The sequence below is a fragment of the Clostridium cavendishii DSM 21758 genome, from assembly GCF_900141845.1.
In the GTDB taxonomy this organism is placed as follows: Bacteria; Bacillota; Clostridia; order Clostridiales; family Clostridiaceae; genus Clostridium_AG; species Clostridium_AG cavendishii.
In genome coordinates this window covers 219,289-236,475 of sequence record NZ_FQZB01000013.1, presented here as the reverse complement: position 1 = coordinate 236,475, position 17,187 = coordinate 219,289, and the positions used below count along the sequence as shown (strand labels likewise).

General features: G+C 27.6%; 18 protein-coding genes and 4 tRNA genes. 14 read left to right on the top strand and 8 right to left on the bottom strand.

Annotated features, from left to right (window positions below; all coding sequences use genetic code 11):
• Positions 1 to 37: 37 nt before the first annotated feature.
• The 4 genes from BUB01_RS16000 (at position 38) to BUB01_RS15985 (ending at position 383) form a co-directional block, all read left to right on the top strand.
• Positions 38 to 112, top strand: a tRNA-Glu gene (locus BUB01_RS16000).
• Between the two features lie 5 nt (positions 113 to 117).
• Positions 118 to 193 (top strand) — tRNA-Val (locus BUB01_RS15995).
• 5 nt (positions 194 to 198) lie between these two features.
• Positions 199 to 275, top strand: a tRNA-Asp gene (locus BUB01_RS15990).
• A 33-nt stretch (positions 276 to 308) separates the two neighbouring features.
• Positions 309 to 383: transfer RNA gene (locus BUB01_RS15985), tRNA-Thr, on the top strand.
• Positions 384 to 481: 98 nt separating this feature from the next.
• Here the strand turns inward: BUB01_RS15985 and BUB01_RS15980 are convergent.
• The 3 genes from BUB01_RS15980 to BUB01_RS15970 form a co-directional block, all read right to left on the bottom strand.
• Entirely contained in the window at positions 482 to 784 is a 303-nt protein-coding gene (locus BUB01_RS15980) for a hypothetical protein (RefSeq protein ID WP_072990182.1), read from the bottom strand.
• Between the two features lie 100 nt (positions 785 to 884).
• Entirely contained in the window at positions 885 to 1,868 is a 984-nt protein-coding gene (locus tag BUB01_RS15975) for an ATP-binding protein (RefSeq protein WP_072990179.1), read from the bottom strand.
• Positions 1,861 to 2,868, bottom strand: coding sequence for a DnaD domain protein (locus BUB01_RS15970; protein WP_072990177.1), 1,008 nt, complete (start codon positions 2,866 to 2,868; stop codon positions 1,861 to 1,863). Before BUB01_RS15970 ends, BUB01_RS15975 begins: the two co-directional genes overlap by 8 nt.
• Positions 2,869 to 3,170: 302 nt before the next feature.
• On the opposite strand from BUB01_RS15970, the gene BUB01_RS15965 reads away from it, so the two are divergent.
• Positions 3,171 to 4,382 carry a M23 family metallopeptidase gene (locus tag BUB01_RS15965; protein WP_143152516.1) on the top strand — a complete coding sequence of 404 codons (1,212 nt, stop codon included), beginning with the start codon at positions 3,171 to 3,173 and terminating at the stop codon, positions 4,380 to 4,382.
• 169 nt (positions 4,383 to 4,551) lie between these two features.
• On the opposite strand, the gene BUB01_RS15960 is transcribed toward BUB01_RS15965, so the two are convergent.
• From BUB01_RS15960 to BUB01_RS15940, 5 genes are all read right to left on the bottom strand, one after another.
• Positions 4,552 to 5,766: a S8 family serine peptidase gene (locus BUB01_RS15960; RefSeq protein ID WP_072990172.1), complete on the bottom strand. Its 1,215-nt coding sequence runs from the start codon at positions 5,764 to 5,766 to the stop codon at positions 4,552 to 4,554.
• A 78-nt stretch (positions 5,767 to 5,844) separates the two neighbouring features.
• Positions 5,845 to 6,660 carry an MBL fold metallo-hydrolase gene (locus BUB01_RS15955; protein WP_072990169.1) on the bottom strand — a complete coding sequence of 272 codons (816 nt, stop codon included), beginning with the start codon at positions 6,658 to 6,660 and terminating at the stop codon, positions 5,845 to 5,847.
• A gap of 15 nt (positions 6,661 to 6,675) precedes the next feature.
• Positions 6,676 to 7,107 (bottom strand): DMT family transporter, encoded by a 432-nt coding sequence (locus BUB01_RS15950; protein ID WP_072990167.1) that lies wholly within the window; start codon positions 7,105 to 7,107, stop codon positions 6,676 to 6,678.
• Between the two features lie 56 nt (positions 7,108 to 7,163).
• Positions 7,164 to 7,640, bottom strand: coding sequence for a dUTP diphosphatase (locus BUB01_RS15945; protein ID WP_072990165.1), 477 nt, complete (start codon positions 7,638 to 7,640; stop codon positions 7,164 to 7,166).
• Positions 7,641 to 7,865: 225 nt separating this feature from the next.
• Positions 7,866 to 8,414: a 2'-5' RNA ligase family protein gene (locus tag BUB01_RS15940; protein WP_072990163.1), complete on the bottom strand. Its 549-nt coding sequence runs from the start codon at positions 8,412 to 8,414 to the stop codon at positions 7,866 to 7,868.
• Positions 8,415 to 8,582: 168 nt separating this feature from the next.
• Between BUB01_RS15940 and BUB01_RS15935 the strand changes: the two genes are divergently transcribed.
• The 9 genes from BUB01_RS15935 to rfbF all read left to right on the top strand — a co-directional run bounded on the left by BUB01_RS15935 (position 8,583) and on the right by rfbF (position 17,145).
• Positions 8,583 to 8,747: a DUF1540 domain-containing protein gene (locus tag BUB01_RS15935; RefSeq protein WP_072990161.1), complete on the top strand. Its 165-nt coding sequence runs from the start codon at positions 8,583 to 8,585 to the stop codon at positions 8,745 to 8,747.
• 505 nt (positions 8,748 to 9,252) lie between these two features.
• A complete protein-coding gene (locus BUB01_RS15930) occupies positions 9,253 to 10,512 on the top strand; it encodes a UDP-N-acetylglucosamine 1-carboxyvinyltransferase (protein ID WP_072990159.1) in 1,260 nt (419 codons plus the stop codon).
• An 18-nt stretch (positions 10,513 to 10,530) separates the two neighbouring features.
• Positions 10,531 to 11,328 carry an MBL fold metallo-hydrolase gene (locus BUB01_RS15925; protein WP_072990155.1) on the top strand — a complete coding sequence of 266 codons (798 nt, stop codon included), beginning with the start codon at positions 10,531 to 10,533 and terminating at the stop codon, positions 11,326 to 11,328.
• 72 nt (positions 11,329 to 11,400) lie between these two features.
• Entirely contained in the window at positions 11,401 to 11,556 is a 156-nt protein-coding gene (locus tag BUB01_RS15920) for a CxxH/CxxC protein (RefSeq protein ID WP_072990153.1), read from the top strand.
• An 86-nt stretch (positions 11,557 to 11,642) separates the two neighbouring features.
• On the top strand, positions 11,643 to 12,140 hold the full coding sequence (locus BUB01_RS15915) for an SEC-C metal-binding domain-containing protein (RefSeq protein WP_072990151.1): 498 nt from the start codon (positions 11,643 to 11,645) through the stop codon (positions 12,138 to 12,140).
• An 86-nt stretch (positions 12,141 to 12,226) separates the two neighbouring features.
• Entirely contained in the window at positions 12,227 to 12,868 is a 642-nt protein-coding gene (locus tag BUB01_RS15910) for a lactate utilization protein (RefSeq protein WP_072990149.1), read from the top strand.
• A 61-nt stretch (positions 12,869 to 12,929) separates the two neighbouring features.
• A complete protein-coding gene (locus BUB01_RS15905; protein ID WP_072990147.1) occupies positions 12,930 to 13,952 on the top strand; it encodes a lactonase family protein in 1,023 nt (340 codons plus the stop codon).
• 237 nt (positions 13,953 to 14,189) lie between these two features.
• Complete coding sequence (locus tag BUB01_RS15900) at positions 14,190 to 16,241, top strand: glycosyltransferase (RefSeq protein WP_072990144.1); 2,052 nt, start codon at positions 14,190 to 14,192, stop codon at positions 16,239 to 16,241.
• Between the two features lie 130 nt (positions 16,242 to 16,371).
• A complete protein-coding gene (gene rfbF / locus BUB01_RS15895; protein WP_072990142.1) occupies positions 16,372 to 17,145 on the top strand; it encodes a glucose-1-phosphate cytidylyltransferase in 774 nt (257 codons plus the stop codon).
• Positions 17,146 to 17,187: the final 42 nt, after the last annotated feature.

The window sequence follows — 17,187 nt, the reverse complement described above, 5'->3', positions numbered from 1 at the left end:
GTCGCCAATTTTAATTGGTGATAAATTTAAAACATAAGGCTCCTTGGTCAAGCGGTCAAGACACCACCCTTTCACGGTGGTAACAGGGGTTCGATTCCCCTAGGAGTCACCATTTATGGAAGCATAGCTCAGCTGGGAGAGCATCTGCCTTACAAGCAGAGGGTCACAGGTTCGATCCCTGTTGTTTCCACCACATATGGCTCAGTAGCTCAGTTGGTTAGAGTGCCGGCCTGTCACGCCGGAGGTCGAGGGTTCGAGCCCCTTCTGAGTCGCCAATTTTAATTGGTGATATATAATTGAATTAGTACGCTGGCATGGCTCAACGGTAGAGCAGCTGACTTGTAATCAGCAGGTTGTAGGTTCGATTCCTATTGCCAGCTCCAAAACTTCTTGGTTTAACCAAGAAGTTTTTTGTTTATGTTTAAACTTTTATAAAAATAAAAGAAGGACTTAGCCTTCTTTTATTTTTATAAAGTAGTATCTATTTATTTTTTAAAATCAACATTTGGTTTGACATTCCAATGCCTATACCAATTACGATTCCATTAAGTATAGAATATATAGTTTGGGGAATATCAATTACATACATATCAATAATCCAAAAAGATAATATAATCAACATTGTGCAAGAGAAACAAAAAAATGATTTCCATTTATCTTTTACTCTAATCTTTGAACTTATCTTATCACTTATGCCATACTTTTTATCAACTTTCAAGTAAGCTATTTGACTTATACCTAATGATAACAACATTGGTATCATTTCATATATTAATTTACCCATATTTTTTCACATCCAATCAAAAAATTATATAGTAGTAATATAAAGTGCTTTTAATGGTAGGTTTATGAAAATAAAACTTTTGTAGTTTAAGGTTTCTTTATTATCTATTTTTGCTGAGGTTCTTTTTTACTCTTATGTCATCACCATAAACTTTAAATAAGGTAAAGTTACCAAATAACCTAGAAGTTATTCTTTCAGCATAGGTTTTAGTTAAATCTGAAAGATTTAAATTTGTTGAAATAATCATCTTTTTTTTCTTTAATATTTTTTTGTTAAGTAAAGTAAATAGTTCTGTTACAGAGAATTCAGTGACTTGTTCAGCACCTAAATCATCTATTATTAATAAATCACAATTTACAAGTAAGTCCTCTAGATTTTGATTGTTTTCAAATCTAATTTCTTTTAAGTTACGAATAAGTTCATCAGAGGTTTTATAAACAACTAAATATCCAGCATCTAAAAGCTCTTTAGCTATGCAATGGGTTAAGAAGGTTTTTCCTGTACCTGAATTTCCGTAGAATAAGATATTATCATCAGTTCTATTGAAATTAGGTATATATTCATGTGTAATTTTATCTAAAATACCAGTCATATTTCTTCTAGGAGAGTATCTTTCATCACCAACTCTACTAGATGAGTAATATTCTATGTTAAATGTATTAAAGTTATTAAATTTAGTAGCTTCTTCTATTTCTGAATTCTTATAATAAATTTGGACTAACTTTTGATTGTAACATCTGCATTTCTCAGTCACTATGTAACCTGTATCCTTACAATGTTTGCATCTATAATGAATATTTAGATATTCAGGATAGTAACCATTTTCAACAAGAAGCTCATATTTAGTAGCTCTTAAATTTTTAATTTCATTTTTAATGTTCTCTAATTCTTTGGTGGCGTTAGGAACATTCTTCATAGCTGTAGTTGCAAGCTTTAATGAGAGTTTAGCTATGGTGTTCTCAATATCCATAATCTTAGGGCAACTTTTGGATATTTCTTTACGTCTAGTTTCTAAAGCTTCTTTTTCTTGTTCACGTATTTTTTCGTATATATCCATAAGCTCGCTTTGGTATCCTTTAATCATTATCATCCCATCCTAACAATTTTTTTTCTAGGGAGTCATAGTCATAATCCCTTTGCTCATAATTTGAAAAACGTAATGGTTTTTTATTTGAAGGTTGAGAAGTAACAATATCCTTATTAAAATCTTTTTTTACATAAGGTTTTTTAAGGATGTCTTTAGCCTCAATTTCCTCTTTAGTTTGAAAGCCTTCCTTGTGCCATTTATTTAAGATACCATCTATATATTTAAAATCAGCTCTATTTAACCTTTCAAAACAAATATCACAAGCCTTAAAAATAATTTCAAGAGAAAAGTTGTAATTAAAAAGCCATTTTTCTAAAAGATCTTGTTGAGGCTTCATTATCTCATTATTATTAATACCTAAATAATTAAGGATTTTTCTGAATTTAAACCACTTATCTTCATTTTTAGTTATATAATTTTGGGCAGCTTCTATAGTTGAAATATTTGTTTCATGCCAAGCTAAAGCTACTTTTTCAATATAACGAGCATCACTTTTACCTTTAGATGCGCAATATTCTATAAGTAGTAAAATAAGTTCAGAAGGAAAACCAAAATCCTTTTGCCAACTTAGATAAGTATGCATTTCTTTTGGAGAGAGTGGTCTGCCTATTAAAAGTTCTATTTCTTTTAACATGCCCTTAGTGTTATCTTGGTTAAGGGCTTCTAATAAATCAACATTTGAAGCTGGAGCTTCTATATTTTCGGATAAATCTTTAAATTTTATATTAAAATTGCCCATTTTATCTATAGCAATAAGATCTATGACACCTTCTTCTTGCCAGTAGTTTAAAGCGTTCATAATATCAGATTCTAAAAGACTCAAATTAGAAGAAATTATTGACGAGCTAACTCCAAGTTCACCTGATATGCTATATTTAAGAATTAATAAATAAACTTTAACAAATTCACCACGAGCTCTTCCCATATATTTATCTATAAATATATTGCTTACTGGGGTAAAATTTACTGCTGAGTTTTTTAGCATAAATGTGCTCATATCTTATCACCTTTCTAAATTATATTTAAATTAAGTAAGAATCCAAACTTTTAATAATACATACAGGATTATAAAATTATTTATAACATAAATCAAGAGATATAAATATTTCAAAATATATTATACCTAATTAATCCTCTTTATATTATATGGTAAGTTAATTATAACAAAGAGGAGTTTATCTAACAACAATGCTAAAAAATTAATATGAAACATTTATTTGAATTTAAATATTAGGAATAAAATTTAAAATATGGGGAAGAGTATTTAAGGTATTGTGTTAAAATTTTACTAATGGAGGCTTGAAAATATACATTATGAGTAATTTGAAAAAGAATATACTTAAATTCGTAATGTCAGTATCAATACCTTTAATGCTATATTTAATAATTGATTTATGGCCTGGTGTTTATGAATTTAAGGTGGATGGAATAACAGTTGGATACATAGATAATAAAACTTTAGCACGCGATAGTTATAAAGAGTATATTTCTGAAATTAAAAGTAAATTTAAGTTAAGTGATATAAAAAACTCAGATTTAGAGTTTAATAAAATAATAGGAAGTAATATAAATTTAAGTTCAAGTGAGGATATAAAAAATAATATAAAAAATAGTTTAAATATAGATGTAAATGCAAAAGCATTTATACTTAATGATAAGGTAGTTGGATATGTATCAGATATAGAAGAAGGTAAGAAAATCTTAAAAGAACTACCCGATTTATACATAAAAAGTGGGAAAATAGATAAGAAAAATATTATATATATAAGAGTCAATACTAACTCACAATACAAAGATGAAATAGTAAAATTAAATAAAATATCTTCAAAAGAGTCTATAAAAAATAACATAATTAAACTTAATTCAAGTGAAGAAACACAAGTTGCAAAAGTTGAAATATGTTTAAAAGATAAAGTAGTAGAAGCTTCTGAACCTACTATAAATGTTATGCAAACTTCAACTTTATATTTAGGAGAAAGTATTAAACAAGAGGGATTAAAGGGTGAAGATGAAGTTGTTAAAAAAGAGATCTTTATAAATGGAAAGCTTAAGCAAAGTAATGTTTTAGAAAAGAAGAGTATAGTAGTAGCTAAACCAATTGTGATTTTAAAGGGAACTAAAAATCCAATAGCTGCAAGTGTACCATTTTTAAATAAACCTACTAGAGGAGGATTTATAACATCACCATATGGAGAAAGACATGGAGCAATACATCATGGTATGGATATTGGAGAAGCCTATGGGGCACCTATAACTGCAGCATTGGATGGAGTTGTTAAATATACTGGTTATAATGATATTTATGGAAATATGTTAATACTAGATCATGGAAATGGTATAGAGACAGTATATGGTCATGCCAGTGAAATACTTGCCAAAAAAGGTGCTTGTGTTAAAGAAGGAGAGTTAATTGGTAAAGTTGGTAGTACCGGAAATAGCACTGGGCCTCATTTACACTTTGAATTGAGAACTAATGGTATGGCTATTAACCCTAAGCAATATATAAAATAAAACTTATGATAATTATAAAAATATATATGCTATATATTTTGGTGGGTTTATTAATATTAATTTACAAATAAAGTTTTTAGTTAAAAGTTAAGTGGTCCTATATAATTTTTATTGAATTAAATTAATTTAATTAATTTAATTAATAAGAAAATTATATAAGACCACTTTTTTATTTTTTATTAGCTAGCATTGTAAATAAACGTTTTGTATCTAATATACCGTCACCAATAAAATTTTTATCAATATCCATATTATTAGAGTAAAGTTTAAGTAAGGATGATATATCTTTAAATGTTAAGCTGGGGTTTGCTTCAAAAATCAGACTACAAATAGCACTTATAAATGCAGCTGAAATGGATGTTCCAGTGTAGGTTATATAAGGTGTTTCTAATCTTGGGGAATAAATTTTAATCCCGTTCTTTTGAGAAATATAGTTTTTATCTGTGTTAATTGATGTTATATTAACACAAGCTACACTTAAATCTGGTTTGTGAGTTTTAGAATAACATGATGATGCTGAATAGATATAAGGTACAGGTGAAGATTTGGAGTTATTTATACCACCTACAACCAAGCAATCAGAAGAAAAGCAAAGAGGGTTCATAGATCCTTCGCCATTTGGACTACTTCCAGAAGGTATGACTACAATTATGTTCTTTTCATTAGCTAGTTTAAACAGTTTATGAAAAAGTGATATTATAAACATATTGTGAGATATTAATTCAAAAGGTAAACAAATAACTTTAACATTAAGATGCTCACTTTCTTCAATGAGTGATTCTAAGGCACATAAAATGTTAGAAACATATCCCTTACCTGTTGAATTAAAAGCTTTATAACAGATGAGAGAACTTTTTTCCGCTATTCCTTTATATAGATTTTTAGAGCTTATACCACTTCCACACAAAATACCCGCTATAAAACTTCCATGTCCATGATCATCATAAGGATATTTTATATCATTTATTAGGTCGGTAAATTTTAGAATTTTGGAATGTGGTGAAGATAGATCAGGATGAGGAAAAACACCAGTATCGATTAAACCTATAGAAATTCCTTTTCCAGTAAAATTGAATTTTTCAAAACTACGACCTCCAGTTGCAGTAGAAATACTCATAGCGCAAAGTAAGGCGTACTCATCAAAACATATATAATTAACCTCTGGATATTCAATTAACCTATAGATTGATCGCTGACTTAAATTAGCAGCTATAAGACCTTGGGATTTGATAGAACAAATTAAAGTTCCTTTAAGAGATAGAATTTTTTTTTCTATATTATCTTCAAATCTTTTGCATTTAATAAGTACTCTGTAATTTTGCTGAAGGGACTTATCTAAATTAATCCTTAGATTATGGTCTAATTTGCTTTTAAGTGAAAACATAAAAAGCTCCTTCCTAATTATTACAATATATATTATATGCTTAGGAAGGAGTATGCTATACTAATTTATAATTTTATATTAAATTTTTAAAACTTCACCAACGTTTAGTATATTTATTGATCCATCGTTTAATTTTTCTAGTCTTAAGGATGTCTCGTTAAAATCCTCTAAGGATAACATAAAGGTTTTATAATGAATAGGAAGCATAATATTTGCATCCATCATCTTAAACATCTCAAAGCTTTCTTCTGGAGTGCAGTGCATAACTGAAAATCTATCAGGCTTATAACAGCCAACAGGCATTAAAGCAACATCACATTTTAAATCTTTAAAACCTTCAGTAAATGCTGTATCACCAGCGTAAAAAACGCTTTTATTTTTATGTTTAATGATATAAGAATTACTTTCATCATCTATACCCATGTAATATCTTCTACCATCATGATTTGCTTCTAAAGCTTTGATAGAGATGTATTCATCATTATAAGTTTCACCATGTCTTAAAAGAACTACGTTTTTAAATCCCATAAGTTTAAGTAATTTTTTATAACCTTTAGGCACTATAACAATAGCATTCCTATTTAATTTAAAAAGTGATGAGAAATGCATATGATCCATGTGACCATGAGATAAAAGAATGTAATCTATATTTATATTCTTTAAATCATTAGGCATTTTAACCATTCTTTTAAAATGACCTAAAAAGTTCGAAGTAACAGGATCGGTAACTAATATTTTATTACCAAGATTTATAAGAGCTGTAGCGTGGCCCAGCCATTTAACAGAGTCCTCGGATAAATCATCATTCATACAATCCTCTGGTTTTTGAGAATAAGCTTTAAAGTTATTTAATGTAAGGCGTGAAAGAAATTTTATATTGGCAAAAAAATTCATAAATAAAGTCTCCTTTTAGTGTTTCCATTTAAACACTATTATACCAACAATCATTATGATAACGCCAATAATTTCGTTCATTCCAAAAGTTAATTTTTTTGAATCAAATAATCCAAAGGCATCTATAATTGCAGCAGCAGTTAATTGAGCAACTAATATTATAGCTATAGAGTATGTTGCTCCTAAAGAAGTTATACCAGTTATGACCGTGAAAATTATTATAACTCCCAGAACACCACCTAAAAGATACAATTTATTTACAGTGCGTAGTTCTTTAAAGGTTCCATTACCAAAAAAGAACATAATAATAAGAGTTAAAACAAATGCCGATCCTTGAACGATAGCATTTGTTTCCCAAATACCTATTTTATCACTTAATCTACTATTAAAAACTCCTTGGATACTCATGGCTACACCAGCTAGAATAGAGAAAATAATACCTATCATAAAATCACCTCTAGCTTATTGTATCCAAAAAATAAAAAAAAAAGCACTCTAAAAAATTAGAGTGCAATTTTACAATAGTTTATATTAAAAAAACGTTCTTCGATTTGATCTGATGAAAAACCTAAACTTACACCAAGACTCATAAAGTCTTCAAGTAAAGTTTCATAATGATCAATTGAAGGTGATATTATAAGATCATTTAAATCTATAAATAAATTTAAAAATTGATCACTTAGACAATAATCATTCGGTTTTATAGTTATTGAATTTAGGGTAACATAATTTTTATCTATGCCTAAAGTCAGTATGTGACCTAAGCAATCTACATATTTTTCTAGGACTAATTGTTTTGATATCTTAGTTTCTTTTTCAGTTGAATAATTAAAACATTTTGTTTCGTTAGCTAAATCACTAAGCCTAACTTGCAAAGTTAGTTGCTTTCTAGCAGTTATTTTATACTCGCTTAAATTCTTATCAACTGAAATTTTAGAATTTATTAAATTTTGGTGAGAAAATAATTTATCAAGATTCATTTTGTGAAATCCCCCTATCCTCTTTAACACAAAGTGTTACAACTTTATTTTACAAAAACTTTTTAAAATTGAAAAGGTGGGTAAACGAATACAAAAAGAAAAAGTTAAAATTTTTTTAAATTTATTGACAAATCCAAATATTACGATTATTAAAAAAGAGCATATTATAGATTTTAAAAAAATATATATGCTCTCGTAAATATTTTCGTATTAAATTTTAAAAGATTAATAGTCTCTAAGATTGTAACTTTTAACAACCATATCTTTTTTGTTATTAACAGGTTTCCAAAGTTCTATCCTATTTATTTTTGCAACACTAAAAAATCCTTTGTCTTTTGTTGTACTGCAAGCTATTTCATACTCATTTTTTTTCCATTCCCTATTTGCAAAATTTGAATTAGCAAGAGAAACATGCATATCCCAATCATTTATATTATCTCTAACGAAGAAACCATGTAATTTAAGTAAATCATTCAATGATCTAGAAATCTTTTTTATATAACCTGCATTCTCTACTTTTAAATTTACAGATTTATGAGGTTCATTAAAACATATAATATCATTTAATTCTACTTTGAATTTTTTATAAGGTTTAAAGAACTTTTGTAAGATTTCATCAAGTTTATCAATGTTAGGGTTATCAATAACTTCTAAAGTTATGTGAAGTGTAGGAAGATTTTTATATAACTTATACTTTTTTGATAAACTTTTTTGTAAGGGTTCTATATTCTTATAAGAATTTTCATCAAATAATGCTACTAAATAATATTTCATATTAAAACCTCGCTTAATTGTTGTATTTATATAATATACAAACTTTGTTATAAATTATAGCATATTACAAGCAATAAAAATATAGAATAATTAAATTTTTTATGTACATAATAAGATTTGTGAATTGAAATTCATAATTATATTTTAAAAGTAAGAGGAGATTTTAAAATGAGACATAATGATAGTATTGGATGTTCTGTTGAAGAATGTGCATATCATTGCAAAGATGATAATTATTGTACATTAGAAAAAATTCAAGTTGTAAAACATGAAGCTACTGCTAAAACTAAAGAATGTACTGATTGTGGAAGTTTTAAAAATTCAAATGCATAATTTAATGTAAGAAGGATTAAATTTTTATATTATTCTTACTAAAATTAAAAAGATAAGCCTTATAATAGAATTTAATTTTATTATAAGGCTTATTTTTTTTATTAATTCAAGTAATAAATCCTCAGAATTATATAAAATAATATTAAAAAATGCCTATGAAATGAATATTTTTAAGAACATGTGAAACAATATATTTAATGGGAAAAATTAAATAAAATTGAAAAAATAAACTAAAAAGGGAAAAGTGTAAAAAAGAAATTAATTAAAAATTGATTTATTATTGTATGTTTACATTTACATAGAATAAATTACTATAATAACATTTGAAAAAACCTATTTAAATATAGTGGTATTGTGATATAATGAAAAGAGTTGATAAAATCAACTAATAATGGAATTTAAAATATTTTTAAAATATTTACAGGAAGTTTTCGGATTGAAATAGATAATAAGAAATTTGATGGGAATTTGATATATAGAATAAAAATAGGCAAGGGTGAAGTGGATGGAAAGATTAGTTATAAAAGGTGGAACAGCTTTAAAAGGTGAAATAGAAATTAATGGAGCTAAGAATGCAGCCGTAGCAATATTACCAGCTGCAATATTAGCGAGTTCAGGGGAATGTGTAATAGATAATATACCAAACATAGAAGATGTACATTGTTTAGAAAGAATATTAGGAGTATTAGGTTGCGAAGTAGAAAAATTAGGGGAAAATACTTTAAAAATAAATGCTACAAAAATGACTAGCGTAAACGCTTGTACAGAACATGGTAGTAGAATGAGAGCATCATATTATTTTATAGGTGCTTTACTTTCGAGGTTCAAAGAAGCTAGAGTTGACCTTCCAGGGGGATGCCCTATAGGGGTTAGGCCTATAGATCAACATATTAAAGGCTTTGAAGCATTAGGGGCAAAGGTTTCTATAGAGCATGGAACTATTTCAGTTAAGGCTGAAAAGTTAGTTGGAGCCAATATATTCTTTGACGTAGTAAGTGTTGGAGCTACTATAAATTTAATGTTAGCAGCAACTTTGGCAGAGGGAACGACTACACTTGAAAATGTTGCAAAAGAACCACATGTTGTAGATGTAGCTAACTTCTTAAATTCGATGGGAGCAGATGTTAAGGGTGCAGGAACTGATGTTATAAGAATAAAGGGCGTTAAAGATTTAAAGGGATGTAATTATAGTGTAGTTCCAGATCAGATAGAAGCAGGAACATTTATGATAGCAGCAGCGGCTACTAAGGGAGATGTTACACTAACAAATGTTATACCTAAGCATTTGGAATCAATAAGTGCAAAACTTATTGAAATGGGTGTTAATATAGAAGAGGGTGATGATACTATAAGAGTATTTGTAGATAAGCAGCTTAAAGGTATAAATATAAAGACATCACCATATCCAGGATTCCCTACAGACGTACAACAACCTATGTGTTCATTACTAAGCTCAGTAGAAGGAAGAAGTTTAATAGTTGAAACTATATGGGAATCTAGACATCAGCATGTTGATGAGCTTAAAAAGATGGGAGCATCAATAAAAGTAGAAGGAAGAACTGCTATAATCGATGGGACAGACAAGTTAACTGGAGCAGTAGTAAAGGCAACGGATTTAAGAGCAGGTGCAGCAATGGTTATAGCTGGTCTTATAGCAGAAGGAAGTACAGAAATATGTAGTATAGAGCATATAGATAGAGGATATCCTAGAATAGAAGAGAAGTTCAAATCACTGGGAGCTAATATATCTAGAGTTCAAAGATAACTAGGTGGGGGAAACATAATGAATTTTTGTTCACTATATAGTGGAAGTAGTGGAAATAGTATATTTATTGGTACGGATAATACAAGAATATTAATAGACGCAGGGCTTCCAGGGAAGAAAATTGATGAAGCATTAAAGAGTGTAGATGAAGATACAACAAAAATTGATGGGATATTTATAACTCATGAACACTCAGATCATATAAAAGGTGTAGGAGTTCTGTCTAGAAAATATGATATACCTATATATGCAAATTCAGATACATGGTTAGCTATGAAGTCTAATATTGGGAATGTTAAGGATCATAATATTAAAATTATGGATAAGAGAAGCACTGTAAGTATAAAAGATATAGAAATAAAATCTTTTAATATACCACATGATGCAGCAGGTCCTGTAGGCTATACAGTAAGTAATGGTAAATATAATTGTAGTGTAGTAACTGATATAGGAACATTTACAGAAGAGATAAAACAAAATATAAGAAAATCTGATGTGATATTGTTAGAAAGTAACCACGATGTACAAATGGTTAAATACGGACCCTATCCTTATATTTTGAAGCAAAGAATATTAAGTGAAATAGGTCATTTATCTAATGAGAATTGTGGTGAGGCAATAGTAGAGATTATGAAATATGGTAGACAAAAGCATATATTTTTAGGACATTTAAGTAGTACAAATAATCAACCAGATTTAGCATATCAAACAGTATTAAATGTATTAAATGAAAATAATCTAGAACTAGATAAGGATTTGATTCTAAAAATGGCAAGTAGGAACAATCCAAGTGAATACATAAGATTAGCAAAATAGGATTAAACATTATAGATAAGTATTTTAGGTAGAAGTTGAAATGTATTAAACCTTTTAGAAGAGGTGATTTATATGGATTTAAGAAACATCATATTAGCTTGTGAAGAGCATGTAGAAATTGCAATTGATGAGTGTATATCTAAAAAAGAAAGCTTTCCTAATATGATAATTGACGAAAATTATAAATGTAGTTATTGTGAAAAAGTATCAAAATATAGAATTGAATAAAAAGAAAATATAAATTTGCTTGAAAATAGAGGAATTAATTATTATAATTTTTATATAATATTTATGATTAAAAAGGAGATAGGGAAATGAGTTTATATAAACAATGGACGGATATGGTTGTAGAATATGTGAAAACTAAGGGCGAAGCAGCATTTTGGGATGAATATAGTGATATAGAAACAAAAATATACGTAAATTTATTAGCTAATCATGGAGAGGTTAAGAAGGCTTCTATAAAATCATTAGCAGATGAATTTGGAGTAACAATTGAATTTGTTATGGGATTCGTTGATGGAATAAATGATAGTTTAAAAACTTCATATGACTTAGAAAAGGTTGAAGCGGATCAAGAATTAGCTTTTGATATAGATTTTGAAAAATTATACTTTAACATGTTAGATGCTAAAGCTGAATATTTATATGAATTACCACAATGGGAAGCAATATTCTCACAAGAAAAGAGAAAAGAAATTGCTACAAGATATAGAGAATCAAAAATAGTTAGAAATGAAAATAAAGTTGGAAGAAATGATCCATGTACTTGTGGTAGTGGGAAAAAGTACAAGAAGTGCTGTGGTAAATAATTATTTACATAAGATATATGAAATAAAATAACTAAAAAGTGAGAGTAATATCTCACTTTTTTTATATAATATAGGAGGGTGTGTTTATGAATAAAAATATTGAATGGGTAAATGAAAAAAGAGCTGAAAGAGTTATAGCATCTTTAGAAAAGAATAATATGAACGGTTATTTAGTTAGGTCAAAAGATGAACTATTAAAAAAGATAGAAGAACTTATAAAAGATGGAGATACAGTAGGTTGTGGTGGATCAATGACACTATTTGAAACTGGGATAATAGATTATTTAAGAAGTGGTAAATATAATTTTCTTGATAGATATAAAGATAATCTAACAAAAGATGATATTAAAAAAATATATAGGCAAGCATTTTTTGCAGATGCATATTTTTCAAGCACAAATGCAATAACTGAAAATGGAGAATTGTATAATGTTGATGGTACTGGAAACAGAGTAGCAGCGCTTTTATACGGCCCAGAAAAGATAATAATAGTGGCAGGATTGAATAAGATAGTAAAAAATGTTGAAGAAGCTATAGCACGAACTAAGGATATAGTAGCACCTGCAAATGCTAAAAGGTTAAATAGGAAAACACCATGTGCTAAAGTTGGATATTGTGTAGAATGTCAAAGTGAAGATAGAATATGCTGTGAGTATACATTAATAAGAAGACAAACCATAAGCAACAGAATACACGTAATATTTATATCAGAGAATTTTGGTTATTAAATTTATAGTATGACTAAAAAATAATTTACCGTTAATTGTAGTGTTTATTGGGAGAGAATTTATGAAAAATAAAATATTTAAGGCATATATAGGTACTTATACTACAGAAGAAAGTGAAGGTATTTATAGTATTGAATTAAATTCTGATAGTGGGATTATTTCCGAGATAAAGTTAGAAGTTATTATAGAAAATCCAACATATTTAAGTTTAAGTAAAGATAATAAATATTTATATTCAATAATTAAAAAAGATAATTTTGGTGGAATAGCTATATTTAGAAATAATGTTAGTGGTTTAAATATGATAGATTATAAAGTGAATGAAGGGAAACCTCCTTGTTTTATAAAAAATATTTTTGAAGATGTTATTGTAACTGCTAATTACCATACTTTTAAAATAGAAGAATACTTTTTAAGTAATCAAGATAAAAGAATAGAAGATTTTCATAGTATTCCTAATAATTTAAATCACAATTTACAAAGTCATCCTCATTATGTTGATATAAGAGATGATAAATTTTTAGAAGTTATAGATTTAGGTATGGATCAAATATCAATTTATGATGTTTCAAAGGATAATAAGTTAAGGACTATTAAAGAGGTTATTAATTTGAAATCAGGTTGTGGACCAAGGCATATGGTTAAAAGTAAGGATGATAAATACGCGTATGTACTTACTGAAAAAACTTCTGAAATAATAATCTTGAAATATTTAAAAGATGGAAAGTATGAAGTAGTTAAATATCTAAAAACATTACCTGATAATGTTAAAAACAGTTTTGGTGGAGCTATTCACATTTCAAAGGATGGGGAATATATTTATATATCGCACAGAGGGTATGATAGTATAATGTCATTTAAAATAGATTATGAAAATGAGAATCTAATTTTTATTGATAATTGTAAGTTGAATGGTTCTTATCCGAGAGATTTTTCTTTAGATCCAGAAGAAAAGTTTATAATTGTTTGTAATGAAAAAAGTAATAATATAGAACTTTTGGAGAATAAGAAAGGAAAGCTTAAAAATTTAAATAAGAAAATTTTTTGTTCAAAACCAGTATGTGTTAAATTTCTAAACTATTAAATTAAAAGATATAAACCTAGAGATGCATTATAACTCTAGGTTTATTTTTTTTATAAATATATAAAAACAGTTTTTACAAGATAATTTTTTATTTAATTTATTTATCTTAATGTAAATAGATACAATGTATAAAATATAATGTTAAAAAATGGTGGTAATTAAATGGAAAAACAATAAACCATAATTAAAATTATTACATAGTATAATGTTATAAGTGAATTTTTGGAGTGATATATAATGCAGGATAATTTAGGATCTAGTAAAAGTGAAATAGAAAATATAGAGATAAAGGATATCAAAGTCTCACGAGAAGAAAATATAAAAAAACGAGTTAAGCTGGTGTTTTTTGTAAAGCAAGGATTAGATAGTTTTTTAGGTGATATTATTGAGGGACTATCAGAAGATTATGATATAAAAAAAGTCATAGCAATAAATTCTCAACAAATTGATGAAGGAATGAAATGGGCTGATATTTGCTGGTTTGAATGGTGTGATGAATTAATAGCATATGGTAGTAAGCATGCTTTAGCATATGAGAAGAAAATAATATGTAGAGTTCATAGTTATGAGGCATTCACTAATTATATTAATAATGTTAATTGGGATAATGTTGATAAAGCTATTTTTGTTGCGGAACATATTAGAAGTAATGTGCTGAAAAAGGTAAGCATAGGAAAAGAGAGAACAGAGGTTATATATAACGGAATAAATTTGGATAACATTAAATTTAAGGAAAGAGAAGTTGGATTCAACATAGCGTATGTAGGCTATATAAATTATAAAAAAGGACCTATGTTACTATTACACACATTTAAGGCCATTTATGATAAAGATAATAGATATAAACTATATATTGCTGGACAATTTCAGGATGAGAGATATGTACTATATTATCAGCAAATGATAAAGGAATTTGGGCTTGAAAACAACATAATCTATGAAGGATGGCAAGATAACTTAGATAAATGGCTTGAAGATAAAAATTATATATTATGTACGAGTGTATTAGAATCTCAAAATATGAGTGTAATGCAAGCTATGAGTAAAGGGATAAAGCCTGTCATCCACAATTTTGTAGGTGCTAGTAGAATATATTCATCTAAGTATTTATGGAATACCATCGATGAAGCTGTGAATATGATTACTGTTGATAAATATTATAATTCCATGGAATATAGAAAATATGTAAAAAATAAGTGTGAGTTAAAAAAACAAATAGCTTTGGTTAAAAATTCAATTGAAGGAATAATAAATAAGGAGAAGATAATAAATATTGTTAAAAAGTTCTTAAACAATGAAAATAAAAATGAAGTAAAACTAAATGATTGTACATTGTTAATTACGTCATTTAACAGACTTAAAATATTAAATGAGGATTTATTCAGGGGGTTTAAGTTTGGATTACAGGATAAATTAATTGTTGATGATTGTTCAACAGTTGATTTAGAAGAAAGAAACTCTATTATAAAAAATAAAAAAGTTTTGAGAATAGAGGATATAATAATTCATGAGATTAATAAAGGGTCAGCAGAAGCAAGAAATACTGGTTTTAAAAATATAAAAACTCTAAACACAATTGTTTTAGATGATGATGATATGCTTTTATGTATAGACAAAAACAAAATGAAAATTGAGTACAACAAATTAGCGGAAGATGCAATAATTGTAGTGCCTAGATATATAGTAAATTTATATGAAAATGGTCAAATTGAAGTAGCTTATGATAGAAAAGGTTATGGCGGATTACAAGCTAAAAGTGTTTTAAAAGATATAACAGTAACCTCAGAGATTAAGGCGCTTTTAGCAGGTGCAATAGTAAAAAATAGTGAGCTAATAGTTGCTAATAACAATAATGATAAATTTATTATATCAGAAGACTTTATAGCTTTAATAAAATTGTTTGCTAATAATTTAAATAAAAAAGTAGTAGTTTCAGAAAATTATGTTCATGTTAGAAGAATTAATAGTAATTCCTTAAGTAGAGTAATTAATGAGAAAAGAATAGCGATAGGATTAATTGCTCAATGTGTTGGGTGTTATTATTGTGTTAAAAATGAAATTATTAAAATTGAAGATGCATTTGAGTATATGAGAAAAAGAGGAAGTTTGATCCAACAAATTTATAAATATGGAGAGGAATTTATTGAAGAGTTAATCGCATATTTAAATTATGAAATTAAAGAGAATATTTTTGTTAAATATTTAAATACTTTGGATATAAAAGTTGAAAATTCTGTTGATGAAATATGCTTAGAAATAAATTTAATGAAGAAACTTATTAAGATATAGTACAAGGTTAGTATAGGCAAATAACTAGTTAAAAAACTAAGAATTTTTGACTAGTTATTTATTTACAATGTCTAGTTTAAAAAGCAATAGTACTTTAATAAAATAGGATGAATTTCGAGGTGATTAGTTAATGAAGGCTGTTATATTAGCAGGAGGGTTGGGAACAAGACTTAGTGAAGAAACAGAATTAAGACCAAAGCCTATGGTTGAGATAGGAGGAAAACCAATTATATGCCATATAATGAATATATATTCTCATTATGGGATTAATGAATTTATTATATGCTGTGGCTATAAAGGATATATTATAAAAGAATATTTTGCGAATTATTTTATGCATATGAGCGATTTGACAGTAGATTTAAGTTCTGGAGATATAACGTATAATAATAGTAAAGCTGAGCCGTGGAAGATCATGATTATAGATACAGGTTATAATACAATGACTGGAGGAAGAATTAAGAGGATAAAAGATTATGTAGGAGCTGAAACATTTATGCTTACCTATGGAGATGGGGTAGCCGACATTGATATAAATAAGCTTTTAGAGTTTCATAAAAGTAATGGTAAGATAGCGACAGTTACAGCAGTGCAACCTGCTGGTAGATTTGGAGCATTAAGTATAGAGAATAATATGGTTAACACATTTATGGAAAAGCCTGATGGAGATGGAACTTGGATTAATGGAGGATTCTTTGTGTTAGAGCATGAAGTATTTGATTATATTAAAGACGATAGTACTATATTTGAAAAAGATCCACTTGAAAATTTGGCCAAGGATAATAGCTTAAGTGCATATAAACATAAAGGTTTTTGGAGCCCTATGGATACATTAAAGGACAAAAATATGTTAGAAGATATGTGGCAAAAAGGAGAGGCAAAATGGGCAATGTGGGATTTGTAATAGTGTCTAATCTTTTAGTGTATAAAATTAGTGAGCACGCAC